The 24,198-nt window shown below is 48.7% G+C and carries 22 protein-coding genes; 3 read left to right on the top strand and 19 right to left on the bottom strand.

Annotated elements, in window-relative coordinates:
• Nucleotides 1-60: 60 nt before the first annotated feature.
• The 9 genes from ACTHS8_RS00955 to ACTHS8_RS00915 all read right to left on the bottom strand — a co-directional run bounded on the left by ACTHS8_RS00955 (nucleotide 61) and on the right by ACTHS8_RS00915 (nucleotide 12,057).
• A complete protein-coding gene (locus ACTHS8_RS00955) occupies nucleotides 61-804 on the bottom strand; it encodes a hypothetical protein (protein WP_440372717.1) in 744 nt (247 codons plus the stop codon).
• A 275-nt stretch (nucleotides 805-1,079) separates the two neighbouring features.
• The gene (gene cls / locus ACTHS8_RS00950; RefSeq protein ID WP_440372716.1) at nucleotides 1,080-2,573 is read right to left on the bottom strand and encodes a cardiolipin synthase; all 1,494 of its coding nucleotides are present in this window, start codon (nucleotides 2,571-2,573) and stop codon (nucleotides 1,080-1,082) included.
• A gap of 145 nt (nucleotides 2,574-2,718) precedes the next feature.
• Nucleotides 2,719-3,780, bottom strand: coding sequence for a uroporphyrinogen decarboxylase (gene hemE / locus ACTHS8_RS00945; protein ID WP_250590106.1), 1,062 nt, complete (start codon nucleotides 3,778-3,780; stop codon nucleotides 2,719-2,721).
• A gap of 135 nt (nucleotides 3,781-3,915) precedes the next feature.
• Entirely contained in the window at nucleotides 3,916-5,139 is a 1,224-nt protein-coding gene (locus ACTHS8_RS00940) for a heme biosynthesis protein HemY (RefSeq protein ID WP_440372715.1), read from the bottom strand.
• Nucleotides 5,136-7,259: a uroporphyrinogen-III synthase gene (locus ACTHS8_RS00935; protein WP_440372714.1), complete on the bottom strand. Its 2,124-nt coding sequence runs from the start codon at nucleotides 7,257-7,259 to the stop codon at nucleotides 5,136-5,138. Before ACTHS8_RS00935 ends, ACTHS8_RS00940 begins: the two co-directional genes overlap by 4 nt.
• 72 nt (nucleotides 7,260-7,331) lie before the next feature.
• Nucleotides 7,332-8,108, bottom strand: coding sequence for a ferredoxin--NADP reductase (locus ACTHS8_RS00930; protein WP_049328975.1), 777 nt, complete (start codon nucleotides 8,106-8,108; stop codon nucleotides 7,332-7,334).
• A gap of 85 nt (nucleotides 8,109-8,193) precedes the next feature.
• Complete coding sequence (gene msbA, locus ACTHS8_RS00925) at nucleotides 8,194-9,960, bottom strand: lipid A export permease/ATP-binding protein MsbA (protein ID WP_440372713.1); 1,767 nt, start codon at nucleotides 9,958-9,960, stop codon at nucleotides 8,194-8,196.
• A gap of 226 nt (nucleotides 9,961-10,186) precedes the next feature.
• A complete protein-coding gene (gene thrC, locus ACTHS8_RS00920; RefSeq protein ID WP_440372712.1) occupies nucleotides 10,187-11,596 on the bottom strand; it encodes a threonine synthase in 1,410 nt (469 codons plus the stop codon).
• Between the two features lie 86 nt (nucleotides 11,597-11,682).
• Nucleotides 11,683-12,057 (bottom strand): hypothetical protein, encoded by a 375-nt coding sequence (locus ACTHS8_RS00915; protein WP_063068685.1) that lies wholly within the window; start codon nucleotides 12,055-12,057, stop codon nucleotides 11,683-11,685.
• Between the two features lie 151 nt (nucleotides 12,058-12,208).
• Here ACTHS8_RS00915 and ACTHS8_RS00910 point away from each other — a divergent pair, with 151 nt between their 5' ends.
• The 3 genes from ACTHS8_RS00910 to ACTHS8_RS00900 all read left to right on the top strand — a co-directional run bounded on the left by ACTHS8_RS00910 (nucleotide 12,209) and on the right by ACTHS8_RS00900 (nucleotide 15,917).
• Nucleotides 12,209-13,516 (top strand): replication-associated recombination protein A, encoded by a 1,308-nt coding sequence (locus ACTHS8_RS00910; protein ID WP_440372711.1) that lies wholly within the window; start codon nucleotides 12,209-12,211, stop codon nucleotides 13,514-13,516.
• Between the two features lie 101 nt (nucleotides 13,517-13,617).
• A complete protein-coding gene (locus ACTHS8_RS00905) occupies nucleotides 13,618-14,919 on the top strand; it encodes a hemolysin family protein (protein ID WP_295709536.1) in 1,302 nt (433 codons plus the stop codon).
• A gap of 485 nt (nucleotides 14,920-15,404) precedes the next feature.
• Nucleotides 15,405-15,917 (top strand): DUF4189 domain-containing protein, encoded by a 513-nt coding sequence (locus tag ACTHS8_RS00900; protein ID WP_295709533.1) that lies wholly within the window; start codon nucleotides 15,405-15,407, stop codon nucleotides 15,915-15,917.
• Between the two features lie 81 nt (nucleotides 15,918-15,998).
• On the opposite strand, the gene ACTHS8_RS00895 is transcribed toward ACTHS8_RS00900, so the two are convergent.
• From ACTHS8_RS00895 to ACTHS8_RS00850, 10 genes are all read right to left on the bottom strand, one after another.
• Entirely contained in the window at nucleotides 15,999-16,304 is a 306-nt protein-coding gene (locus ACTHS8_RS00895) for a hypothetical protein (protein WP_003685482.1), read from the bottom strand.
• Nucleotides 16,305-16,328: 24 nt separating this feature from the next.
• Complete coding sequence (locus tag ACTHS8_RS00890) at nucleotides 16,329-17,219, bottom strand: NAD(+) kinase (protein ID WP_039863638.1); 891 nt, start codon at nucleotides 17,217-17,219, stop codon at nucleotides 16,329-16,331.
• Between the two features lie 27 nt (nucleotides 17,220-17,246).
• Complete coding sequence (locus ACTHS8_RS00885) at nucleotides 17,247-17,819, bottom strand: ubiquinone biosynthesis accessory factor UbiJ (protein WP_295709528.1); 573 nt, start codon at nucleotides 17,817-17,819, stop codon at nucleotides 17,247-17,249.
• A gap of 50 nt (nucleotides 17,820-17,869) precedes the next feature.
• Nucleotides 17,870-18,643 carry an NAD(P)-dependent oxidoreductase gene (locus ACTHS8_RS00880; RefSeq protein WP_063075877.1) on the bottom strand — a complete coding sequence of 258 codons (774 nt, stop codon included), beginning with the start codon at nucleotides 18,641-18,643 and terminating at the stop codon, nucleotides 17,870-17,872.
• 89 nt (nucleotides 18,644-18,732) lie between these two features.
• On the bottom strand, nucleotides 18,733-19,374 hold the full coding sequence (locus ACTHS8_RS00875) for a TetR/AcrR family transcriptional regulator (RefSeq protein WP_036491149.1): 642 nt from the start codon (nucleotides 19,372-19,374) through the stop codon (nucleotides 18,733-18,735).
• Between the two features lie 18 nt (nucleotides 19,375-19,392).
• Complete coding sequence (murB, locus tag ACTHS8_RS00870) at nucleotides 19,393-20,433, bottom strand: UDP-N-acetylmuramate dehydrogenase (RefSeq protein WP_440372710.1); 1,041 nt, start codon at nucleotides 20,431-20,433, stop codon at nucleotides 19,393-19,395.
• A gap of 46 nt (nucleotides 20,434-20,479) precedes the next feature.
• Nucleotides 20,480-21,253 (bottom strand): LEM-3-like GIY-YIG domain-containing protein, encoded by a 774-nt coding sequence (locus ACTHS8_RS00865; protein ID WP_440372709.1) that lies wholly within the window; start codon nucleotides 21,251-21,253, stop codon nucleotides 20,480-20,482.
• Nucleotides 21,254-21,317: 64 nt separating this feature from the next.
• Nucleotides 21,318-22,697 carry an MATE family efflux transporter gene (locus tag ACTHS8_RS00860; protein WP_440372708.1) on the bottom strand — a complete coding sequence of 460 codons (1,380 nt, stop codon included), beginning with the start codon at nucleotides 22,695-22,697 and terminating at the stop codon, nucleotides 21,318-21,320.
• Nucleotides 22,698-22,800: 103 nt separating this feature from the next.
• The gene (locus tag ACTHS8_RS00855) at nucleotides 22,801-23,238 is read right to left on the bottom strand and encodes an acyl-CoA thioesterase (RefSeq protein ID WP_440372707.1); all 438 of its coding nucleotides are present in this window, start codon (nucleotides 23,236-23,238) and stop codon (nucleotides 22,801-22,803) included.
• Nucleotides 23,239-23,264: 26 nt separating this feature from the next.
• Nucleotides 23,265-24,194, bottom strand: a complete 930-nt coding sequence (locus ACTHS8_RS00850; RefSeq protein WP_440372706.1) for an LpxL/LpxP family acyltransferase — start codon at nucleotides 24,192-24,194, stop codon at nucleotides 23,265-23,267.
• Nucleotides 24,195-24,198: the final 4 nt, after the last annotated feature.

Below are 24,198 nucleotides of genomic sequence, written 5' to 3'. Positions count from 1 at the left end.
GCCTTTGGTTTTAATAAGTTCGGTTATACAGTTTGTGAGTATGTAAACGAAGGGGCTTTTTTATTTGGAAGGTGGTTGGGCATATCCGTTATCGGCTGGAAATGCGTCAGGTTCGCTGGTTTTTTGTGTCGGTTCGTACAGTTCAAAAATTGCTGTACCAATTACACCGGTGTTTTTGATGGAGCCTTTATCCGAGTTTGCGGCGTAAGAGTCTTCTGGATTGCTGAATACAAAAGATGCTACAGCATCGTCACTTTTACGGAAGCCTTCGATTACCAGTGAATCATGTGGGTACAGAACATAGCCATCTGAGTATCTGCTGGCTGCTTGGCCTGAGACGACATCCAAACCATCTACGCTGGCTACGATTTCCAAAGTTTTATTGCTATTGTTCTTATAAACCAAACGGTATGACTGACCGTCTTTCCCTTGTAAAAAGTAGTTGCTGCCGTCGCGGAAGATTGGAAACAGGTCGCCATTGTCAGATTGTACGGATAATTCTACTTTACCTGCGGCTAAAGAAATCGAGTTGATTTTTTTACCACGATAATCTTTGGCAGAGTAATTCAATACGCCTTCTGCCAAAGGGTTTTTAGTAACACGGCGCAAATCTACGGAATGAACGGAAGACTGTACTTCATCTCCCCAGCTGGTCCCTAGTTTTTCTGCTGTTTCTACGCTTTGGTTGGCTATTTCTGATTCGGCTGTGGCAGGAGCTTCGGACGAGGGGGATTGTTGAGAACAAGCAGCCAAAATTGCAGCCAATAGCATTGGCAGCCACAATTTAAATTTTATTTTGAACATAATTGCTCCTGAGATAATTTAATTGGTTAACAATTTGAATACGTTAGATAATATGAAAATTATCCGTATTCTATCCTATTAATCTAATTGGGTAGAAAGCCTGGCTGTAAAAATAAGATAAATTATTTATAGCAATTAAAACATAATGGGATATCTCGAACTGATTTAAAAATAAACCGGACTTTGATTTTATGAGCTTGTATAGTCGATTAATCTGTTTCCGCATAAAAAGGCCGTCTGAAAAGTATCTTTCAGACGGCCTAAATATTTATGTTTTACAGCAAAGGACTCATCAGGCGGACGGCATTTTCCACGAGGCCGCGGAGTTTGGAGCGTTGTTGCCATGATTTGATGGCAATATAGCTGCTGTTTTTAAGGTAGCTGCGCTGCAGGTGGCAGATTTGTTTGGTGGTGTCGCGATCGTAGATAGCGAGGCTGATTTCTAGGTTGAGGAAGAAGCTGCGCATGTCCATGTTGACCGTGCCGAAGAGGGAGTAGTCTTCGTCAATGGTCATGGTTTTGGCATGTAGAAGACCGTCTTCAAACATGGCGATATTGACACCGGCTTCCAGCAACATAGGGTAGTAGGCGCGTGAGGCATAGCGCACCATCAGTGAATCGACTTTGGCAGGCAGTATCAGGGTCACTTTGACACCGCGTTTGGTGGCAACGGTTAATGCCATGAGAAGCGGCTCGTCGGGGACAAAGTAGGGGGTAGTGATCGTGATTTGTTTGGTGGCGGCATAGATGGCGCTGATGATGGTTTCGTAGATAACGAAGCTGCCTTGCTCGGGAGCGGATGGAATAATTTGGGCAACAATATCGCCTTGCTGCATTTTTTCAGGAAGGATTTGGGGCAGCAGGCTTTGGGCTTGGTTGAGGTATGTTTGTACGTTTTGGAGGTTTTCATCGGTTTCGACGGCGAGGTCGGCGAAGAAGACGGCAGACAGTTCCAAAACCATAGGACCTGTACAGCGCATCATGGCATCGACCCATTCTCCGACGCCGGAGTTTTGTTTGAAATAGCGTGGGTCGACGAGGTTGAAGCTGCCGGTATAACCGATTTTACTGTCGATAACGAGGATTTTACGGTGGTTGCGCAGGTCGGTGCGCGTGAATAATGTACGCCAGATGCCGACAGGCAATGAGGTATGTACTCCAACGCCTGCTTGGCGCAGTATCTCTATCCAATTGCTTTCAAAAAAACTCCTGCTGCCGACGGCGTCGGCCAGAATAGCGCAGTCAACGCCTCGATCTGCTGCAGCAAGAATTTCATTTAGAATTTCTTCGATGCGGCCTTTGGGCTCGATAATGTAAAAGGCCAGCAGGCAGGAATGGGTTGCGGCGCGTATGTCTGCAAGCATGCTGTCGATGATGGCATCGGTGGTGGAGAGCAGGCTCATGGCGTTGCCTTTGGTTGCACCCAGCCCCGTTCCTTTTTCGGCAACTTTACTGATGCCGTGGTAACGTGATTTGACTTGGTCGGCAATGTCGAGATAGATATCGGCTAGATGGGTGGCGGCAAAGTTGCGGTAGAAGCGGTTCATTTCTCCGGTACGTTTGGCGCGGGCAATGCCTAGACGAGGCTCGCCGATAAGGATGTAGGCGATGGTTCCGAATACGGGGAAAAGGAATAGGATAATCAGCCAGGCAAAGGTTGAGCCGATGTTTTTTTGTTTGTACAACACGCGCAGCATACAGACGAGTGCGGCGCAGGTGTGGGCGAAGATGAAAATTTCGGTCCAGGTGATGTCTTTTAAAAAATTCATATTCGGTAGCGGGAATGGATGTGTTTTTAAGTTTGAAGGTGTCAGCTGATAAGCTTCAGATATTAAGTATATAGAAAAACCGTCTGAAAGCAAATTTACTCGATAATCGTATTTTTGCTTTCAGACGGCCTTTGAGTTGCTTTAATTAACGGTGATACTGACGGGATAATTCGTGTACGGTATCGACCAAAATTTTGGCGTGTTCCGGATCAGCGTGTTGGTTGATGCCGTGTCCGAGGTTGAATACATGGCCGCTGCCGTTGCCGTAGTCGGCAAGGATGCGTGCGACTTCGGTGCGGATAGATTCCGGTGTGCCAAAGAGGGCGAACGGATCAAAATTGCCTTGCAGGGCAACTTGTTCGCCGACGCGACGGCGGGCTTCGCCGATGTTGCAAGTCCAGTCCAAGCCTAATGCGTCTGCGCCGATTTCTGCCATGCTTTCCAGCCATAAGCCGCCACCTTTCGCAAATACGATAACAGGCACGCGGCGGCCTTCGCTTTCGCGTTTGAGTCCGGCAACGATTTGTCGGATGTACTTCAGGCTGAATTCTTTAAATGCGGCATCGCTCAACACGCCGCCCCAAGTGTCGAAAATTTGTACGGCTTGTGCGCCGGCATCGATTTGGGCGTTGAGATAAGCGGTAACGGCTTGGGCATTGGTGTCAAGGACCTTATGCAGCAAATCAGGGCGTGAATACATCATGGTTTTGATGGTGCGGAATTCTTTGCTGCTGCCGCCTTCAACCATGTAGCAGGCGAGTGTGAACGGGCTGCCGGAGAAGCCGATCAGCGGAACTCGGCCGTCCAGTGCTTTACGGATGGAAGTCACTGCATCAAAGACGTATTGCAGTTTTTCCATGTCGGGAACTTGCAGTTTTGCAATGTCGGCTTCGTGTTGCAAGGCGCGTTCAAATTTCGGGCCTTCGCCTTCGGCAAAATACAGGCCCAAACCCATGGCATCGGGAACGGTCAGAATATCGGAAAACAGAATTGCTGCGTCCAGATCAAAACGTTCTAAAGGCTGGATGGTAACTTCGGTTGCCAGCTCGGTGTTTTTGCACAAATCGAGAAAGCTGCCTGCGCGTGCGCGCGTGGCTTTGTATTCCGGCAGATAGCGTCCGGCTTGGCGCATCATCCAGATGGGCGTGTATTCGACAGGCTGTTTGAGCAGGGCGCGGAGGAAAGTGTCGTTTTTCAGAGCAGTCATGATAAATAGGCTTTCTGATTTGGTGTGTTGGACAAAGTTCAGACGGCCTTAGATATGTATTGAGGCCGTCTGAAATGATTAAATGGTTGGTTCTGTTGTAGATTTCATATTGTCGCTTAATGCGAAATCAGCACATCAATTTGGTTGAGGGAGTGCTGCCGGATGTTCTTCTTCGGCCACGCTTTCCAAAACCAGATTGCGTTGTTCTTGCGCTTTTTGCGGTTGGTCGGTTTCATCAAACACGCGCGCTAGGACTAAATGTGCGGATACGCTGGGTTGCAGGGCGATGCTGGCTTCGAGGTAGCCTTGGGCTTTGCCCCAAAGTTTGCGGCCGTAGGCCAGTTGGCCAAGATACATCAACAGCGGTGCATTGTCGGGTTGTTCCTGCAGCCAAGAATCTGCCAAGTCGATGGCTTTTTGTTGCTCGCGCTCGCTTAGGAAACGCACGGATTCGACAAATGCTTCCAATAGCTCGGGTTGGCGGGTTTGCGGATAATGGGTTTTAACCCATTTGACCGCTTCGGCATACAAGCCCAAGCGCTCGTATTTTTCGGCAATCGCGACGCACAATTCGCCAGACTTCACACTTTCGGGAATCTGTTTCAAACAGGCTTTCAGACTGCCTGCATCGGTTGCTTCGCTTAAGAGGCGGCGATATGCCCAATTTTGATACTGTTCAGCTTCGTAATCGTTGATGGCGCCGGCTTTGACCAGTTTTTCCGCTTTTGCCAAGACATCTGAAGCATCGCCATGATCAAAGGCATAACGTAATTGCAGGCGGACCAGGCGGCTTAAGTTGCTATTGATTTTTGCTGCGGCTTCAAGGTTTTGTGCGGCAGTCGGATAATCGCGGCGGCTCAGTGCAGATTCGGCCAGCAAAAGATGGCGGGAAAGCTGTTGTTTTTGTGGCAGCTGTTCGATTTCGTGCAGGTAGTGGTCGCGCAATTCGAAGTTTTCCATTTGGTCGGCCGCGTGCGCGCCCAACATCAAAGCCAGGGTACGGTTGTCGCCTGCTTCTTTGTTTTGCAAGACTTTGGCGGCTTCTTGTTCGGCTTTTTCAAAACGGCCTTCAAAATATGCCAGACCTGCGCTGTTCAAAGAGGCAGAAGCCTGACGGCCTTTGCGGGCAATGCCGAAGCGTTGCATACGCGCCGGAATGTTCAAGAGGCCGAACACGAATTTAATCAGGAAATACAAGACGAATACGCTCAACAGCAGACCTAAAACAAAGGCATGCAGATTGATACGCAGCATGGTTTGCTCAACAACGACGTACACGTTGCCGGTATAAATGCCGGAAGCTAAGGCTAAACCGACGGCGGCGGCAAACAGAATGACAATCCAAACGACGGTTTTCATGCTTGCTCTCCTTTAATTTTGGCAGCAGGCTTGGTTTGGTTTTGTGGTTTGGCAGCTTCGGCGGCCGGTTCTTTTTTGTTTTCAGACGGCAAAGCAGGTGCTTCCAGAGATTGAGGTGCAGAAGCGGCAGCCGGTGCAGCAGTTGTGGCTTGCTCGGTAGTCGCAGCCGGAGCGGAAGCGGTTTTGTCGGCAGCTTGGGTTTGCGTAGCTTCTTCGGTCGTCATTTGTGTACGCGAACCTTCTTGATAAGCACGAACTGCGCTTAAGCTGGCTTTCAGGCTGTCGTCTGAAATCATGCGGACATCAAGGGCTTTGAGTTCGGCCAACTCTTTCAGCCATGACTGCGTAGCAGGGGATTTGCTGTCAAAGTATTGCTTCACGCTTGCTTCAACGTTGTTCAAATCGCTTTGATACACTTCGCCGTTGTGTTGCAACAGGGCAATGCGCGCATCCAAAAGGCGCAGGCGCAGGTTTTCACGGATGAAGTAGGTTTGTTCGGGCGAAATCAACATGGCGTCGTTGCTGTCCAGATGACGGACTTCAACCAAGCCTTTGAGGGCATTGAGGGATTTCTCCCATGTATTTTCCCACCAAGTTCCTGAATTGGCAGCTTCGACAGGCGCGGCACCTGGTTTCAATACGCCGTCCAAGACTAAAGGCAGGCCGGAAATACCGGTTTCCAGACGGTCAATACGCAAGGCAGTAGCGGAAATATCGACATAAGGACGGTTTTTCAGTGCGGCCAAATCATTGCTGATGGCTTGCTTGATGGGGATAAGCTCAGGCTGTTCAAAACGGCTTAAACGGCTGTCAATGTGTTCCAATACGCTGACCGCGCCTTGGAGGTTGCCTGACAGCATCAATTGTTGCGAAGCAGTGTTCAACATGGATTCGGCTTCGTCGACCAGCCAGTTGATACGGCCTTTGAGTAACTCTTGATAAGCTTTCTGCATTTGCAGGATTTGATCGCTATTGCTTTTTTGACCGTTGTTCAGGCGGTCTAACTCGGCCTGAATAGCGGTTTGGCGGTTGAGGTTGTCTTTTAAAAGGCTGGCGTTTTCAGATTCGCCCAACGCAGCTTTGTCGATTTTTTGGTTGAATTCGAGCTCTTGATTTTTTAAAACATTTTGACCCTGTACAAACAGGAATCCGCTCGCGCCCAAGCCAAGCAGTGCTAAGACGGTCGCACCTGCGGCCAAGGCTTTGCCGCCAGATTGTTTGATGATAACAGGGGCGTTGTTTTGTGGGAGATTGTTGGACTCGGGCATGCTCGCCTCCACTTGCTGAGGTTGGGTAGGTTTGATTTGTTCAGACGGCCTGGTGTTTTCAGAATGTTCAGGCGCCGGAGCTGCCGTATTGGCAACTTGTTGGGTATCTTTATTATCTTTGACTTTGTTCACTGCTTGGCTCCTTTGTGGCATGGATGAAAGTGCTGCGGATAAAGAAGTGACGGTTTCTACATGTTTGGCGCCGACAATGCGAAGTGCATCGGCAATGCGCGGATGATGGGTAAAGTATAGCAAGGATTTGAAGAATCGGGAAAATTGCGGCGGAATCTGATGGAAAAATTCGCGCGCGAGTTCGCCGGATGTGACGTAGGCGGCGGCGATGTCTTCGATTTTAAAGTTCTGCCAATCGATGGGGTGTGGCCGTCTGAAATAGATCTCGGCGATGTCGATTTGGAAACCCAGTTCGGTCAGTTTGTCTGCCAGAAAATCACGGCCGCTATGGCCTCGAATGATTAAAACTCGGGCGTTGAGTGGCAGGTTTTTCCAAATAGGCATTCTCAAGACGGCTTCGCTGTCGTTGCCATCTTCGGGAGAGAAGACGGGGTAAGGGGAGAATTGCGCCAAAGTATGTTGGCTGGTTTGGCCGACGGTAATATGTGCTTTAGGGCCGTCTGAAAAGTTCAGATGAGGCGCTGCGGTTTCAATAGCGGTGGGGCTGACCCAAAACACCACATCGGCTTGCTTGAATTGTTCGGGAAGTTTTTTTAGCGCCGAACGATCCGCCTCTATTTCAATCGGACTCAATACCTGAGCCTGCCAACCGGCTGCATGGCAGGTTTGGATATCTTGCTGTGGACGGTTGGACGGACGGATGATGAGTAGAGTAGGCATAATGTGGGATAAATTATTAAGGTTTTAGGCCGTCTGAAAGAAGGGTTTCAGACGGCCTGTTGCTGACGTACGTTATTGATCGACGAATGCGCGCTCAATCAGGTAGTCGCCGCGAACGCCGGTTTTCGGAGAAACGGTCAGGCCGAATTCGTCCAAGACGTTGCAGGTATCTTTCAACATGGCTGGGCTACCGCACAGCATGGCGCGGTCGTCTTGCGGATTGATTTTAGGCAGGCCGATGTCTTCAAAGAGTTTGCCACTGCGCATTAAATCGGTCAGACGGCCTTGGTGTACATATTCTTCGCGTGAAACGATCGGGTAGTAAATCAGTTTTTCTTTAACCAAGTCGCCCAAGTATTCGTGTTCGGGCAATTCTTTGGTGAAGCGGTCGTAGTATGCCAAGTCTTTTTTGTAGCGTACGCCGTGAACCAAGATGATTTTTTCGAATTGCTCGTAAACATCAGGGTCTTTGGTAATGCTCAAGAAAGGGGCGATGCCGGTACCGGTGCTCAAGAGGTAGAGATGTTTGCCCGGATTCAGGTCGCCGGCAACCAATGTGCCGGTCGGTTTTTTACTGATGAGGACATCGTCGCCGACTTTAAGGTGTTGCAGGCGGCTGGTCAATGGGCCGTCTTGTACTTTAATACTGAAAAATTCCAGGTGCTCTTCCCAGTTGGCAGAAGCCACGCTGTATGCGCGCATCAGCGGTTTGCCGTCTACCATCAGGCCGACCATGACGAATTGGCCGTTTTCAAAGCGCAAAGATTCGTCACGGGTACAGGTGAAAGTGAAGTAAGCGTCGGTCCAGTGGTGTACGGACAAGACTTTCTGGGTGTTGAATGCTGCCATTGATATTTCCTGTCGGATAAGGCCGTCTGAAAAGGATAGGTCGGGGCGGCCGAGGTTAATAAAAAGAATGGAATATGGTGTTCAGCTACTGGCTTGCCGGTTTGGCTGATTTTTCGCTGAGGCTGTGCAGGTCGGAATAGCGTCCGCCTGCGCTGATTAGTTCATGATGAGTGCCTTGTTCGACTACATTGCCTTCGTGCATCACAACGATATTGTCGGCTTTTTCGATGGTTGAAAGTCGGTGGGCAATCACTAAAGTGGTACGGTTTTGCATTAGGTTTTCCAATGCGGTTTGCACTAAACGTTCGGATTCATTATCCAATGCGCTGGTGGCTTCGTCCAAAATCAAAATCGGCGCATTTTTCAAAAGCGCACGTGCAATGGCGAGGCGTTGACGTTGGCCGCCGGACAGTTTTAAACCGTTTTCACCAACTTCAGTGTGCAAGCCTTGCGGCATTTTTTGGATAAATTCCCAAGCATTAGCTGCTTTTGCAGCATTAATAATTTCTTCTTCGCTGAAGTTACCGGCTTGAGCATAGGCAATGTTTTCAGCAATCGTACCATTAAACAGGACAACGTTTTGGCTGACGAATGCCATGCGACTGCGCAGACTTTCTAGTGTATATTCATTGATGTTAACGCCGCTAATCAAGACCTTGCCTTCATCCGGATTAAGGAAGCGCGGCAACATATTGGCCAGGGTGGTTTTGCCGCAACCCGATGCGCCGACCAATGCAGTCACTTTGCCTTGTGGGACAAGCAGGTTGATATGGTTTAAACTGTTGCGTTCGGCTTCGGGATAACGGTGTACAACATCGCAAAATTCGATATCGCCAGGGTTTGGGCTGAGAATCTGTTTGCCTTCGTTGCTTTCTTCAGGTTGATCCAAAAAGGTGAAGACACTTTCTGCCGCCGCCAAACCGCGCTGCAGGGATTGCATCACGCCAGTCATGCGTTTGATGGGGTCAAACATCATGATCATGCTCGACAAAAACGACATAAAATCGCCTGCGCTAAATCCTGAAAGCCCTGCTTGGCGGGCTGCTGCGTAAATAATCGCGGCCAGTGCAACCGAAGCCATTAATTGCGTAATGCCGGTACCTGCAGAGCTGGCGGAAACCTGTTTGAGCAGGTTGCGGCGCACATCATCGGCAATGCAGTTGAAGCGGCGGTTTTCATAATCCTGACCGCCGTAGATTTTTACAACGCGTTCACCATTAATGCTTTCACCCAAGACCTGCATCAGCTGGCCAAGATAAATTTGGTTGTTGGCAGACAGTTTGCGCAGGCGTTTGCTGACTGTTTGGATACATACAGCAACAACCGGCAAGATGATAAAAGTAATCAGGGTCAAACGCCAGTTTAGATAAGTCAGCAAACCCAACAGGCCGACTACGCTTACGCCGTCTTTGGCAATCACGGTAATGACGTTAAATCCCGCATCGGTAATTTGATTGACGTCGTTCAAGATACGAGACATCAAACGGCCGCCGGTATTGCTGCTGAAATACGAAGTAGGCAGGTGCATCATTTTGTTGAACATTTCACCGCGCAAGCGCTGCACCAAGTGGCTGGACAGATACGTCGTGCAATATTCGTTAATGAAGTTGAACAGGCCGCGAACGAAAAACAGCGCCACAATTGCCAGCGGCAACCATGACATGCTTTTCATGTTTTTATCGACAAAACCTTCATTAATCAAAGGTTTGAGCAAGTAACCGAAAGCCGGCATCGTACCGGCGACAATCAGCATGGCCACTATGGAGACGATAAACATCTTCCAATAGCTTTTTAAATATCCAAGCAAACGCTTGTACAGCTCCCAGTTGGATGTGGCTTGTGTTGTCTGCATATCAATCCAGATTTAGAGCAAACATGCAATTCTAAACGAAAATATCTGTCATTACAATGTTTGCAATTGAAAGTCAAAAGGAGTTGGTATTATTTTAACGCCTTGATTTTATAATAAGAACGACTGTGATGCGGTAGGATTGGCAATATGTTATCCACTTCTCAAGCACCAGTTGTGGCCGTCTGAAAAGTTTCAGACGGCCTCTTCAGTCGTCAAAGACAGCCGGTTAAGCCAAAGCTTCCTTAATGATGTCTTTTACTGTCGTTGCGTTATTAGGGACAACACGGACACGTTGCGGCAGGTTTTCCAAGCCCTCCAATGCGGCCGGACGGGGGATGGAAACTTCGCCGACAGCCTCATGGATGGTGGCTTCAAATTTGGCAGCCAACGCGGTTTCGAGGCAGACGATGGTTTCGCTGGCTTCGCGGACTTCACGCGCTACTTTGATGCCATCAGCAGTATGCGGATCAATCAATTCGCGGTCTTGTTCGTAAACCTGTTTGATGGTGGCAAGGCGGTTGGCATGGGTCGATTTGCCGGAAACAAAGCCATATTGTTGATGTACTTTGTTTAATACAAATTCCAAATTGAAACCTTTGCCGGAGTCTACTTCAGCCCATAAGGTTTTGATTTCGTCTGCATCGCGGTCCATCAGGTCAAACACAAAACGCTCGAAGTTGGAGGCTTTGGAAATATCCATAGACGGGCTGGAAGTAACGTGGGTGTGTTCGCTGTTGCGCGGGCGGTATGCGCCGGTTTTGAAAAATTCGTCTAATACGTCGTTTTCATTGGTGGCAACAATCAAGCGGTGGATAGGCAGGCCCATTTGACGGGCGATATGGCCGGCGCAGACATTGCCGAAGTTGCCGCTTGGCACGCAGAAGCTGACTTTTTCGTCATTGCTCGAAGTGGCATTGAAATAACCGGCAAAGTAATACACGACTTGGGCGACGATACGGCCCCAGTTAATAGAGTTGACTGTGCCGATGTGGTATTTGGCTTTGAATTCGGCATCGTTTTGTACGGCTTTGACGATGTCTTGGCAGTCGTCAAACATACCTTCAACGGCGATATTGTGGATGTTGGCATCTTGCAGGCTGAACATTTGTGCGCGTTGGAATGCGCTCATTTTACCTTCCGGCGACAGCATGAAGACATTGACGCCTTTTTTACCGCGCAGGGCATATTCGGCGGCAGAGCCGGTGTCGCCGCTGGTGGCGCCTAAGATATTGAGTTCTTTGCCTTCTTTGTTCAATACATATTCAAACGCATTGCCCAAGAATTGCATGGCCATGTCTTTGAATGCCAAAGTCGGGCCGTTGGAGAGGGCTTGGATTTTGATACCGTCTGAAAGTGTACGCACCGGAGTAATGGCTTTGGTGCCGAATACTTCTTCGGTGTAGGTGCGGTTGATGATGTCGCGTAAATCATCAGCAGGGATGTCGGTGGCAAACAGGCTCATGACTTCAAACGCCAACTCAGGGTAGCTGAGTGTGCGCCATTGGTCTAAGGTAGCACGGTCGATTTGAGGATATTGCTCAGGCAGCATCAAACCGCCGTCAGGAGCCAAGCCCATCAATAAAACTTCGCTGAATTGCTTGCGTGCGGTTGCACCGCGGGTGCTGATGTATTTCATGGTTTCTTCTCTATATATTTAAAATTCAAATAGAAAGTCAAAACGAATTCAGACGGCCTCGATATTAAAAAAGGCCGTCTGAACGATTATTTGTAGAGTCGTTTGAAGCAGGCGGTAACCGTTTTCGCGGTAACGGAAGCAATGGCCTGCTCGCGGGTTGCAGGGCTCAATACCTGCATCATTTCGGTTGCAGTCAATTGGTTTGGCGCTTCTTCGCTGGCGCAGCCGCAGATTTTATTTTCCCATTCGGCTTGTTTTTCCGCGCTCATGGCCAAAGCAATGACGCGCCATTCGTTGCGTTTGTTTAATTCGGTACGGCATTGGCTGTCTACCGCCATTTTCACTACGCTGCTTCCGATACCTGTACCGCTGCCCAAACCGCCGAAAGATTCTCCGCCGGTAGCGCATGCACCCAATAAGAAAGCTGATGTAACAGCTGCCAAAAGAGTTTTTGAAGTCATGATGTTTCCTGTAAGCAAGGCCGTCTGAAACGCCTGAAGAGTTCTCAAAATAGCATGTATTATACCGTAATGCGGCCCGATATGTGCGTTTGCGAAACTGCCGTATAATGCTAGAGAGTTTTCTTTTCAATCAGCCAGCACGAAAGCCACTATGTCCGACCTTTTCGCCCGCCAACCCGAAGCCCCTTTAGCCGAACGCCTGCGTCCGCACTCTTTAGACGATGTCATTGGGCAGCAGCACTTAATCGGCGAAGGTAAACCTTTGCGCGTGGCGGTCGAGGGAGAAAAGCCGCATTCTATGTTGCTGTGGGGGCCACCGGGTGTAGGCAAAACCACGCTGGCACGGATTTTGGCGCAGAGTTTTAATGCCCAGTTTCTGCCTGTTTCTGCAGTATTTTCCGGCGTGAAAGACATACGCGAGGCAATCGAGAAAGCTGAAATTGCCTTGCAGCAAGGGCGCGCGACGATTTTGTTTGTTGACGAGGTACACCGCTTCAACAAAGCGCAGCAGGATGCATTCTTGCCTTATGTCGAAAGCGGCTTGTTAACTTTTATCGGTGCTACCACGGAAAATCCGTCATTTGAAGTCAATCCTGCGCTGTTGAGCCGCGCGCAGGTGTATGTTTTGCAATCCTTGTCTTCAGACGATCTCAAGAAACTGATTGCCAAAGTATTGGCCTTGCCCGAATACCGAGATTTCACGATTGAAGCCGATGCGCAGGAATTGTTCGTCAATACTGCCGACGGCGATGCGCGCAGATTGTTGAACTTGATCGAACAGCTTTTACGCGCTGCCGATACACGCCGTCTGAAAACCTTAACCGCCGAATTTCTTGCCGACAGCTTGGGCGCGCAAATCCGCCGTTTTGATAAGGGTGGAGAGAGTTTCTACAACCAAATTTCCGCGTTGCACAAATCCGTGCGCGGTTCGCATCCGAATGCCGCGCTGTATTGGTTCTGCCGTATGCTCGACGGCGGTACCGATCCGCGCTACCTCGCCCGCCGCATTGTCCGTATGGCATGGGAAGACATCGGACTTGCTGATCCGCGTGCGTTAACGATTGCCAATGATGCCGCTGCTACTTATGAGCGATTGGGTTCTCCAGAAGGCGAACTCGCTTTGGCGCAAGCCGTGTTGTATCTCGCCGCCGCTGCCAAATCCAATGCAGGCTATAAGGCATACAACCAAATGCGCCGTTTCGTCAAAGAAAATGCCAGCGACGAAGTGCCTGTCCACCTGCGCAATGCGCCGACCAAGTTAATGAAAGAATTGGGTTACGGACGCGAATACCGCTACGCCCATGACGAACCCAATGCCTACGCCGCCGGCGAAAGCTATATGCCTGATGGTTTGGACGAACCCAATTTCTACCAACCTGTACCTCGCGGATTGGAAATCAAAATTGGCGAAAAGCTGAAATGGTTGAAATCCTTGGATGAAGAAGCGCTGGATGATTAAAACAATAAATATACATAATACAAATCTAAGATCAAATTGAATTTTTCAGACGGCCTTTGCTGTTTGAGTATTTTTAACCTATACCATACACACATATTTTCATGAATATTTTTGAAGCCTTACTATTATTGTGCCTGCTGATTATTATTAGCGCGTTTGTGTCCTGTTCCGAACTTGCGCTTGCTTCGGCACGCAAAATCAAATTGCAGGTCATGGCGAAAGACGGCGGCGATACGCGTGCGCTTGACGTAATCAATATGCAGCAGCAGCCGGGCAGTTTTATTACCGTTGTCCAAATTGGTTTGAACGCCGTCGCCATTCTTGCCGGTATTGTCGGCGAGGCGGCAATACGTCCGTATTTTGGCAAACTTTTGGAGAACGCAGGCAGTTGGGGCAGCACAGTTGCCTCTTTGCTGACTTTCTCGCTGGTTACAGGCAGCTTTATTTTAATTGCCGACCTGATGCCCAAGCGCATGGCAATGACCCATCCCGAAGCGGTGGCGGTACGCATTGTCCGTCCAATGATGTTTTTGATTTTTATCTTAAAGCCCCTTGTCTGGGTTTTTGACGGATTGGCAAACGCAATATTCAAACTCTTCAAAATCTCAACCGTCCGTCAGGAGCAGCTGACCTCGGAAGATATTTATGCCGTCGTTGATGCAGGCGCGCAGGCTGGTGTATTGAAAGAACAAGAACACTATCTGATTGAAAATATTTTCGATATGCAGGAGCGTACGGTTACTTCCACCATGAGCACGCGCGAATATATCGTCTATTTTGATAAACATGACGACAGCGATACCGTGTTGGAAATGATGTCGGATAAACCGCACAATAAATTCCTCGTGTGCGACGGCGACTTGGAACGCGTCATCGGCTATATCGAATCGCATACGCTGCTGACTTTGTTTTTAAAAGAAAAAGACGTCCGCCTGACTGACAAGCGTGTATTGCGTAAAGCCTTGTTCATCCCCGACACGCTGTCACTTTATGATGTATTAGAAACCTTCAAAACTTCCGGCGAAGACTTTGCCGTAGTGGTGAACGAATACGCGCTGGTGGTCGGCGTGGTAACACTGAAAGATGTGATGAGCATTGTGATGGGCGAGCTGGTTAATACCGAAGAAGAGCTGCAAATCATCCGCCGTACCGAAGATACATGGTTGGTGGACGGTGCTACGCCGCTTACCGATGTCATGCGCGCGCTGGATATTGAAGAGTTTCCCAATTCGGAAAATTATGAAACCATCGCCGGCTTTATGATGTATTCCCTGCGCAAAATCCCGAAGCGTACGGATTTTCTGGTTTATGCCGGTTATAAGTTTGAAATCATCGATACTGAAAATTTGAAAATCGACCAGCTTTTGGTTTCCAAACAAGGAAATATGGTGGAGAAAATATAATAGGTTTTAAAGGAATATTTGTAGTATCAGATGAAAACGGGACATCTTGAAATAAGTTGCTTATGATTTATGTCTTTTCTTAAGCTGTATAAAAGGCCATCTGAAAATCGAATAATCAAAAAAGAAAACCGGATTTCCATCAACTGGGAATCCGGTTTGTTTTATTTTCAACTTAGAACGTCAGTCTTACACCAGCGCGGACGGAGCGGCCAGGCAATGGTGCGATATTTGAGCATGGAGTTTTGCGGTCTTGCGGTACGGTTGGCAAGGTTGCGTGCATCTTTATTTTATGCCTCTTGTTTATAAAACTGACCTGTTCTTTCAAAAATAGCTATACTATGTGCTGCCAACGATTTTTATATGTCATGCTTGGCGTGATGGAAGCTATCGTCATTGACTTGGCTTCCAATGACACATTAGTTAGCATTAGAGCAAGCTACAGGCAGTAAAAGACCAAATAATCCAATAAATTCAGGAATAGTATCATGAAGAAATTAGCTTTCATTCTTTGCATGGGTCTGTTTCCCATATTTTCTTTTGCTTGTTCTCCGGGTGTAGGTGGCGGCCAATCAGGAGATCCACACTGTATGGCTCCCATTTTGGCAAATGATCCTTACTACAACGGCTCCATGAATCAACAACAAACTCCAGTTATTGTTCATATCCCTTCTAAATACGGTGCCGTGGCGATGAATATGGATACAGCCGATGTAAGCGGTGTATTAAACCAAGATTCTTTATCTAAAGCAAAGAAAGCGGCGTTGACTCAATGTAGGCAAGGGGACTCTAAGGCCCCTTGTAAAATAGTTACTTGGGTTAGAAATAGTTGTATTGCAATGGCAGAAGGACAAATAAATAAACAACCAGACAAATCGAAATCTTTCTTCGAAACAAAAGAAAAAGGAAAGGCTGAGGCTGCTGCTATGGCACGATACAAAGCAGATCAAACTGTCAAGAATTGTAAGATTTTGTTACCTGAAGGCTGCTCCCTACCTTAATAGCTATCTCAAAAAGGCTGTCTGAAACAATCCAATGTTTCAGACGGCCTTTTTATGGAATCAGAAATAAGACAGAGTTCTTTATTCGCAACTCAAGTTTTTTGTTTTTTCAGCAAATGTATCCATGGCAATTTGGCACATGCGTTCACGTTGGCCTACGTCGGCGGCAGGCAGGATTTGGCGCAGGTATTTTGTGTTGTCGCGTTGGAACGATGCTTTATCGCCTGCTTTTTGGTAACACGCATCCGCTCGGGTAAAGTATTGCTGGCAGATTTTCGGCAATTCTTCAAAGGACAAGGGTTTGCTTTTGTGCATGCCGTGCGCGGAGACGGATAGGGAGGAAAGGGCACACAACGCGATGATTAAGGTTTTTGAAATGTTTTTCATGGTAAGCCTGTTTATTGAAGTTGGTTAAATTAATTGTTCGCCCCAGTGCAGCTTTTGACGCAGGGTTTTGAAGTATTGGTAATCGGTAGGATGAAGGACGCGCAAGGGGTTATGATAGCGGCGGATGATGATGCGGTCGAAGTTTTGCACGTCGATATGGGATTGTCCGTCAAAATGTGCGCGTGCGTCGCCGCTTTTGGTAATGAGGATTTCGATCACGCTGGTGTCGGAGATAGCAATCGGACGGTTGGTCATGGATTGCGGGCAGATAGGCACAAGTGTGAAGGCGTGCAGGCCAGCCTGCATGATGGGGCCACCGGCGGCAAGCGCGTAGGCGGTCGAACCTGTCGGCGTGGAAATAATCAGGCCGTCCGAACGTTGGGTATAGACAAATTCTTGATTGATAAATACTTCAAATTCAATCATTTGGCCTGCGCCGCCACGAGACAGTACGGTGTCGTTGAGGGCGAGGGCGCGTTCAATGGTTTCGCCGTCGCGAATGATGCTGGCTTCAATGAGGATGCGCTCTTCGGGCAGATATTTGCCTTCCAGTACGGGGCGGATGCCCTCAACCATGGTGTCGCGTGAGATTTGGGTGAGGAAGCCCAAGTGGCCTTGATTGATGCCGATGATGGGGACGGCGCGAGGGGCTACTTCACGGGCGGCGGAGAGGAAGGTGCCGTCGCCGCCGAGTACAACGACAAGGTCGCAGTATTTGCCCAGCTGGGCTTTGTTTACGGTTTCGCAGTAGGCGGAATCTTGGATATAGACGCAGTGTTCTTCTACGCTCAATTCATCCAGATAGATGGTAAAGCCGTTTTCGCGCAGAAAAGAAACCAATGTGTGGACGGTATCTTGAATTTCAGGCGTATTGGGACGTGTAACGATACCGATGTTTTTAAATGGGCTTTTCATGATAGTAGGCCGTCTGAAATTAAGTGTCTAATCTATCCAGATATCGCGCTCGAGGCGGTCGAGGCGTTCGTTTAGGCGGGCAACGTCGTCACGCAGTTTGTCCACTTCTTCCAGCCATGCGGCAAGCGTGGCTTGGTCGATAACAGGGGATTCGGGTTCGCGTGAAAAGTCGCTGATTTGTTCGGCAATGCTTTTGCCGATTTTTTTCATGGTGCGGCCGATGTCGCCGGCGCGTGAGCTGATGCTTTCTGCGGCCACATGACCGAATACACGCGCCAAATCTTCGCTCGGATAATAGCGCAGCCCACCCAAAATAGGAAGGACGGACATGCCCAATACCAAGTCGCCTTCAAGGCTGATGTCACCCACGCCGGGCTGGCCGCCTTGGAGGATTTTTTGGATGGCGCTGTTGTGGAATGTGATGTTGGTGTCAGCGGTTTCGTTTGCAGTTTCAAGAAAACCTTGTTCGTTGATGCGTCCGGTCAGTCTGAAACCGGTCAGGCTGATGCAGATGATGCTGCCTGCAAATTCAGACAGCTCGCGCTGTTGCTCTGGATTTTGCTGTATCAGGTGGTTGATAAGGGGAAATAGGGCGGACATGGTTTACTCTAAATGCCGTCTGAAACGGATGAATGGGTTGAGTCGCAATTTTACAGGCTTAGCCCGTCTGCGCAAACGGTATTTACAATTTTGCCGTTGCTTTTGTCATCAACGATGAAATCAGGAGCCGGCAGGCCGAGTTTGGCCGCTTCGGCAGTATAAAATTCAGCCCGGGTTGGGTGGCGGGGTTCGACAATATTGCGGATACGCTTGCCGTCAGCTTGGCAGGCCGTCTGAAAAAGGACTTGGACGGCAAGATCCTTATGAAGAATATTGACGGGTTGATTGCCGCCTTGAATGCGTGTTTTTTGAACCAGCTTGGTAACGGGATGACGGTCGGCAGAATAAAGTCCGCCCAGTCGCAGTATGTCGATATGGGGGACGGCGCTTTCAAGCAAGGCTTGCTCGACTGTGAGGATTTGATGGGCAGATTCGGTTTGAGGATCGGGCGGCGTGGTTTCATCGCATATGCGTGCTTGGTTGCCATACACGCTGGTACTGCTGGTAAAGATGATGTGTTTTACCTTGGACTGTTCGGCAAGTTGAATCCATTTTTTCAGGGTATAGGCGTAATGGTTTAATGACGAAGGCGGAAGCAGGCAAAACCATATCGGCTTGTTGATATGGTTTTGCCACAATGTCGAATTGTGAAAAATATCGTCTTGATTCAAATCGATGATGTCGAGTTCAATCGGCAGATTGATGTCGTCGGAAGTTAGGGTGCGTTTGATGGCGGCTACCTGACTGCCTTGTTCATAACATTTTTGCGCCAGCGGTAGGCCGAGATAGCCTAAGCCGAGAATGGAAATATCGGGAAGGTGCATAAATAAAGCATCCGAAAATTAACAGGCCGTCTGAAAATCGCTTTAACTTGGTTAAAGCCACGTTTTCAGACGGCCTTTGTATGGAAAAATTAATGGTTGCTGCCGATTTTTTGGTCGAATTCGGCACGGTGTTCCGGTAGGAGGTAAGGGCGCAACAGGCTGAGTGTGCGGCTGATGCCCCGTACTTTGGAATCTTCGGTCAACTTGGCACGACCGCGCAGGGAGCTGTCGAAGTCGAACCAGTATTTCGTCACCATCCACATATTGACGGCAAGGTCATTCATGGCGGTTTGGTCTGCGCTGATGATGTTCAGGCCGTTGAGCTGGGTCAGCAGGTTGACCAACAGCGGGGAAACTTTGGCTTGGGTAAAGGTATTGTGCTCGCCCAATAATTCGGCACTGCGGGCAAGCAGGGTATTCACATCGCTGAAAAGGAAACGGTATTCCCACATCACATCATAAATACCGGCCATGTAGTTGATGGAGTCTTCCACATTAGACGGTAATACGGCTTCGTTAAGATAGGCAAGCAGGGCTTCGCTGTAACGCTTAAACAATTGGACGATGATTTCGTCTTTGTTGCGGAAATGGTAGTAGAGGTTGCCCGGGCTGATGCCCAAGTGGGCGGCAATATGGTTGGTGCTGATATTGCGCTCGCCTTCTTCGTTGAATAAGGCGAGGCTGGCATTGATGATTCGTGTGTAAGTGTTGACTTTAGCAATGCGCGGCATGGGATACACTCCTTTGTTTTATAGGCTGTATGAAGTAGGCAGCCAGTTGGGTTCTGCGTGTAATTCTACCTGAAATTGAGTAAATACTGTATTACAAACATATTGTGCCAGCTGGTAGACATCTTGCGCGGATGCCTTGTTTTTATTCACCAAAACCAAAGCTTGTCTGTCATGCACTGCCGCGCCGCCGATCTGATGACCTTTCAGACGGCATTGGTCAATCAGCCAGCCGGCCGCGAGTTTGACCGAACCGTCAGGCTGCGGATAGCGTGGCATATTGGGGTATTGCTGCAACAAATCGGCCGCTTTTTCAGCGCTGACAACAGGGTTTTTAAAGAAACTTCCGACATTACCAAGTACGTTAGGATTAGGCAGTTTACTGTTGCGGATTGCACACACTGCCTCGGAAACATCTTTGGCCGTTGCCTCACGGCCTTGGCTCAGTTCGGCAACCGCGGCCGCCAAATCGCCATAGCCCAAGTTCGGCACAAAATGCTCTTTCAACGCAAATACAACCGAAACAATCACATAACGGCCTTTGCCTTCCTGTTTGAACAGGCTTTCACGATAGGCAAAGTCACAGTCGGCATTGGAAAGTTCGACAAAGGTTTCCGTATCCAAATCAAAGCAACGTACGCTATGGATAACATCTTTCGCTTCAACACCATATGCACCGATGTTTTGTACCGGAGACGCGCCGACCGTGCCCGGAATCAGGCTCAGGTTTTCCAGTCCGCTTAAACCCAGTCCAACCGTATGCAAAACAAAATCATGCCAAATTTCCCCGGCTTGCGCTTCGATATAAACCAGGCCGTCTGAACGCTCAATTTCGCATATTCCCCTGTTTTCCATATGCACGACCAGACCGGCATAGTCTTCCATCAAAAGGATATTGCTGCCGCCGCCGAGCCATAAAACAGTATCTTGGTTGAACTCAGGCAGCCGGACGATGTCGCGCAACTCGTCGGCATGTTTGAGCGCGATAAAGGCTTGGGCTTTGGCTTTCAGGCCGAAAGTGTTGTAAGGGGTAAGGTCGGTTTGGTATTGGATGGGTTGCATGATGATTTGTGATTTTGTGGATTCAGGTCGTCTGAAAACTTACTATTTAACAATTACGATAGGTAATGGGGTTTTGGGGCGCTTTATAATTTTCTTGGGAAGAATAAGTCAGCTTATCCACGATTTCTTGATAAATATTGGACTCTTTTGGTAACGGCTTGCCTTCAAACATCCAACGGCCTTGAATAATATCGTCGGCAGAAATCCATCTTTCGATTTCATATACTGCCAATGTCCAGCCGCGATAGACTGCAACTGCATATTTTGCTTTTTCACGTCGGCTTCCGATTTTCCAATATTTCCGTGTGCGTTCGTAAATTTCCTTATACTTATCGGCTTCAGGAATATTTCCGGATCTAATGTCTTTTTTCAGTTTCTCGTATTCTTTATTAATCGTAATTAAAACAATGGGTTTATCAGTTTTTAATTCTTGAGCATCATACTTCCGTTTTAATTCCGACAAACTCATTAATCCTACTTCTGAAGAATGCGTGCCGCCTTGAATATTAGTCAGCGGCTGCTGGCTCGGCTTGACTAGGGAGAGTAGGTCTATTGCCATTGCTTCATATTCAAAAGCCTGTTTGTCTGTTTGGATGTTGTGCCGCAGAATGTAATACACAGGCTGATGTCCGCTTTTATGTATTTCCCTAATCAAGGCAATTTTATCACTTGGCGTTTCTATTTCTTGTAATGAACCTAAGGCATGATGGAAAACGCGATTACCCACGCCTTTACCTACATAGAAAATATTGCCGTCTCTAGGGTCAATCAAGCAATAAACATAGTAAGCAAGTTTTTCTATAATAGAAGTTGAAAACATTTTTTCCCCTTAAAAGTGAATAAGTCGTAAATAAAATATCAATGGAGGTCGTCTGAAAGAAATTTCAGACGACCTTATGCGATTTGACCCTCTCTTTACTGCAAAGCTCCAAGCACCATACCAATGCAATGGCGGCAATCGTCAGCGAAACGGTCAGCGCAGTCCAGAAGCCGTAAATGCCCATATCGGCATGATAGGCAAGCAGGTAGCCGGGCAACAGGCCGCAACCCCAGAAAGCCACGGCATGGATGAACATCGGCATTTTGGTCACTTTATAGCCGCGCAACGCATATGAAGCGATACATTGGGTGGCATCTGCCAGTTGGAATAGGGAGGCGAAAAATAAAACGGTCGCGGCAATGCCTAATACGGCCGCATCGTTGGTGTACATACCGGCCAACTGAAAGCGAAAGATGACCAAGAGCAGTGCGGTGCAGGCAGCAAGCATCCAGCCCAACACCAGCGACACGCCTGAAATATAACGCGCCCGCAAAAAATCGCGCCGTCCGAGCGAAAAGCCAACGCGTACCGTGCTTGCCGAGCCGACGCTTTGCGGAACCATATACAAAATGCCTGACAGGCTGATGACGACTTGTTGCGCGGCGACATAATCCTCGCCAAATGGCGCCACCAAAAAGACGATAAACGAAAACGCGCTAGCTTCTAGAAAATAAGACAAGCCGATGGGGGCGCCGATTTTCCAAATCTGTTTGAAAGCCGTCAAATCGGGTTTGCCGATTTTTGCCGTCAAACCAAACGGACGGAAGAATTTTTCTTTGGCGATATAAAGCCACAAGGCCAATGCGCTGAACCAAAATACCGCCGCCGTTGCCACGCCGCAACCTGCGCCGCCCAAAGCAGGCATACCGAATTTGCCGTAAACAAACACATAGTTCAGCGGCACATTCAACACAAATGCCGCGAAGCTGACCAACATAATCACGCGTGGACGGTTCAAGCTGGAGGCATAAGCGTGCAGGGCGCGGTGTATCATGGCGGCCGGCATTGCCAAGCTGGTGAAGAACATATATTGCGCCATCGTGTCTTCGACATAATCGTTCAATGTCAGCCAATGACGGAAAGGCGTAATCATCGCCCACATCAACAACATGCCGAATACGCCCAAACACAAGCCAAACCAAATGCCCTGCATTCCTGTTTTGCCGACTTCTTCGGTTTTACCTGCGCCGTACAGCTGGGCAATCATCGGGTTCAAAGCCGCCATCACGCCCATAAAGGTAATGTAAATCGTCGAAAACGCGCTGCTGCCCAATGCCACTGCGGCCAAATCTTCCTTACCTGCGCCACCGGCCATCACCGTATCGACAAAACCAATACCCACTTGCGCCACTTGCGCCAACAGCATAGGCAGGGCGAGGGCGGTAAGCAGGCGGGTTTCTTTTAAGAAAACAGGAAAGGCAAAGCGGTTGAGGTTCAGTAGCATAATTGTGTGTGGATTGAGGATAAAGGCCGTCTGAAATGGAAACTTAAAATTATAAAGGGTAAAGCTGATAAGCAGGCAATATGTTGTTTAATCGCTAAATTTTTCAGACGGCCTTAAATGTCGGATGTCTTTTTACTGCTTCCAACCAGCTGTCCGGCGTTTGGAACTGCATCAGGCCGTCTGAAAGCGAAACCGCGGCTTGGGTAGTCGAAGCGCGGGTCAGTTTTTCGTTGGTTTCGGCATCGTAAATGGTGTAATCGATACGCAGGCAACTTTCGATTTCGATAATGTCCATATCAACGCGGATTTTTTGGCTGAAACGGGCAGGGCGGATGTATTTGAGGTTCATCTGCACAATCGGCCAGCTGTACCCCTGCCGTCCCATTTCGTTGTAGTCGTAACCGATGGAAGACAGAAAAGCACAACGTGCGGTTTCAAGGTATTTGACATAGTTGCCGTGCCACACGATGTGCATGGCATCTACGTCAAAAAAAGGAACTTCGGTTTCAAAGCTGTGTTGGCAGTAGATGTGTTTTTTCATGGTTTAAAAGAGTAAGTGTGATGGTTTCAGACGGCGTCTTCGCCCCAAAAATCATAAAAATTGAACCATTGTAGCGGATTTTGCGCACATTCTTGCGCCAGAATGTCGGCAAAACCCTGCATCGCGTCTTTGACGGCAGCCTCGCGGTTGCCGCGTTTCCAGCTGGAAGTATCGGTAAAGCGGCGCAGTTTCAAATGATAGCGGCCGTTTTGTTTGACGCAAAACAGCGTGTTTACCTGTGTTTTTAAAAGCGAAGCCAATAGCCATGCGCCTTGCGGCATAGGAGCGGTATGGCCTAAGAAATTAATGTCGGCGGTTTTCTCGCCGCGTACAGGCACTCGGTCGGCAGCGATGGCAATCCATTCACCGTCTTCGATACGGCTGTTTAATTCCATCATCAGGGTGGTGTCCAAATCTGTTACCTGAATCAGACGGATATGATCTGCGCCGGCTTTTTGCAATGCCTCGTTAAATGCCTGTGCGTGTTTGCTGTGCACCAATACATTGAGTCTGAAATCTTTATGGTGCGACACCAGCGCACGGCAAACTTCGGTATTGCCCAAGTGCGAACAGGCAAAAATCTGGCCGCGTTCGTTGCGCTTGACTTGCGAATAGATATCGTCCGGATCTTCAATCACCAAATTTTCATAACGGATTTTGCGTTGCCACACGGCAAAACGGTCGCAAACTGCTTCACCAAATGCGATGAATTGTTTGAATACGCTGTGTTTCGGCAGGACGGTATGGGGAAAGGCCGTCTGAAGACGGGTTTGATAGCGTAAAACATGACGGCGCGGTTTGGGCGCGGTTGCATAAAAATACAACACCACAAACCAAATGCACGGTCTCATGAAAAAAGCCGGCAGATAGCGCACCATCAATGTGGTCAGGGCAAGAAACAGGCGGCTGCCGCGTTCGGGCTGCGCCGCCCAATGGGTTTGTTTATTATCGGTCATGGTT

It is taken from the genome of Neisseria sp. P0016.S008 (genome assembly GCF_051957775.1).
In the GTDB taxonomy this organism is placed as follows: domain Bacteria; phylum Pseudomonadota; class Gammaproteobacteria; order Burkholderiales; family Neisseriaceae; genus Neisseria; species Neisseria flavescens_B.
The sequence above is the reverse complement of the archived record's forward strand: the minus strand, read 5'-3'. Positions and strand labels throughout refer to the sequence as shown.

Excerpts from the sequence above, each read along its gene's own strand:
- ACTHS8_RS00955 (WP_440372717.1), bottom strand. The coding sequence starts at position 804 with ATGTTCAAAATAAAATTTAAATTGTGGCTGCCAATGCTATTGGCTGCA.
- cls (WP_440372716.1), bottom strand. The coding sequence starts at position 2,573 with ATGAATTTTTTAAAAGACATCACCTGGACCGAAATTTTCATCTTCGCC.
- hemE (WP_250590106.1), bottom strand. The coding sequence starts at position 3,780 with ATGACTGCTCTGAAAAACGACACTTTCCTCCGCGCCCTGCTCAAACAG.
- ACTHS8_RS00940 (WP_440372715.1), bottom strand. The coding sequence starts at position 5,139 with ATGAAAACCGTCGTTTGGATTGTCATTCTGTTTGCCGCCGCCGTCGGT.
- ACTHS8_RS00935 (WP_440372714.1), bottom strand. The coding sequence starts at position 7,259 with ATGCCTACTCTACTCATCATCCGTCCGTCCAACCGTCCACAGCAAGAT.
- ACTHS8_RS00930 (WP_049328975.1), bottom strand. The coding sequence starts at position 8,108 with ATGGCAGCATTCAACACCCAGAAAGTCTTGTCCGTACACCACTGGACC.
- msbA (WP_440372713.1), bottom strand. The coding sequence starts at position 9,960 with ATGCAGACAACACAAGCCACATCCAACTGGGAGCTGTACAAGCGTTTG.
- thrC (WP_440372712.1), bottom strand. The coding sequence starts at position 11,596 with ATGAAATACATCAGCACCCGCGGTGCAACCGCACGCAAGCAATTCAGC.
- ACTHS8_RS00915 (WP_063068685.1), bottom strand. The coding sequence starts at position 12,057 with ATGACTTCAAAAACTCTTTTGGCAGCTGTTACATCAGCTTTCTTATTG.
- ACTHS8_RS00910 (WP_440372711.1), top strand. The coding sequence starts at position 12,209 with ATGTCCGACCTTTTCGCCCGCCAACCCGAAGCCCCTTTAGCCGAACGC.
- ACTHS8_RS00905 (WP_295709536.1), top strand. The coding sequence starts at position 13,618 with ATGAATATTTTTGAAGCCTTACTATTATTGTGCCTGCTGATTATTATT.
- ACTHS8_RS00900 (WP_295709533.1), top strand. The coding sequence starts at position 15,405 with ATGAAGAAATTAGCTTTCATTCTTTGCATGGGTCTGTTTCCCATATTT.
- ACTHS8_RS00895 (WP_003685482.1), bottom strand. The coding sequence starts at position 16,304 with ATGAAAAACATTTCAAAAACCTTAATCATCGCGTTGTGTGCCCTTTCC.
- ACTHS8_RS00890 (WP_039863638.1), bottom strand. The coding sequence starts at position 17,219 with ATGAAAAGCCCATTTAAAAACATCGGTATCGTTACACGTCCCAATACG.
- ACTHS8_RS00885 (WP_295709528.1), bottom strand. The coding sequence starts at position 17,819 with ATGTCCGCCCTATTTCCCCTTATCAACCACCTGATACAGCAAAATCCA.
- ACTHS8_RS00880 (WP_063075877.1), bottom strand. The coding sequence starts at position 18,643 with ATGCACCTTCCCGATATTTCCATTCTCGGCTTAGGCTATCTCGGCCTA.
- ACTHS8_RS00875 (WP_036491149.1), bottom strand. The coding sequence starts at position 19,374 with ATGCCGCGCATTGCTAAAGTCAACACTTACACACGAATCATCAATGCC.
- murB (WP_440372710.1), bottom strand. The coding sequence starts at position 20,433 with ATGCAACCCATCCAATACCAAACCGACCTTACCCCTTACAACACTTTC.
- ACTHS8_RS00865 (WP_440372709.1), bottom strand. The coding sequence starts at position 21,253 with ATGTTTTCAACTTCTATTATAGAAAAACTTGCTTACTATGTTTATTGC.
- ACTHS8_RS00860 (WP_440372708.1), bottom strand. The coding sequence starts at position 22,697 with ATGCTACTGAACCTCAACCGCTTTGCCTTTCCTGTTTTCTTAAAAGAA.
- ACTHS8_RS00855 (WP_440372707.1), bottom strand. The coding sequence starts at position 23,238 with ATGAAAAAACACATCTACTGCCAACACAGCTTTGAAACCGAAGTTCCT.
- ACTHS8_RS00850 (WP_440372706.1), bottom strand. The coding sequence starts at position 24,194 with ATGACCGATAATAAACAAACCCATTGGGCGGCGCAGCCCGAACGCGGC.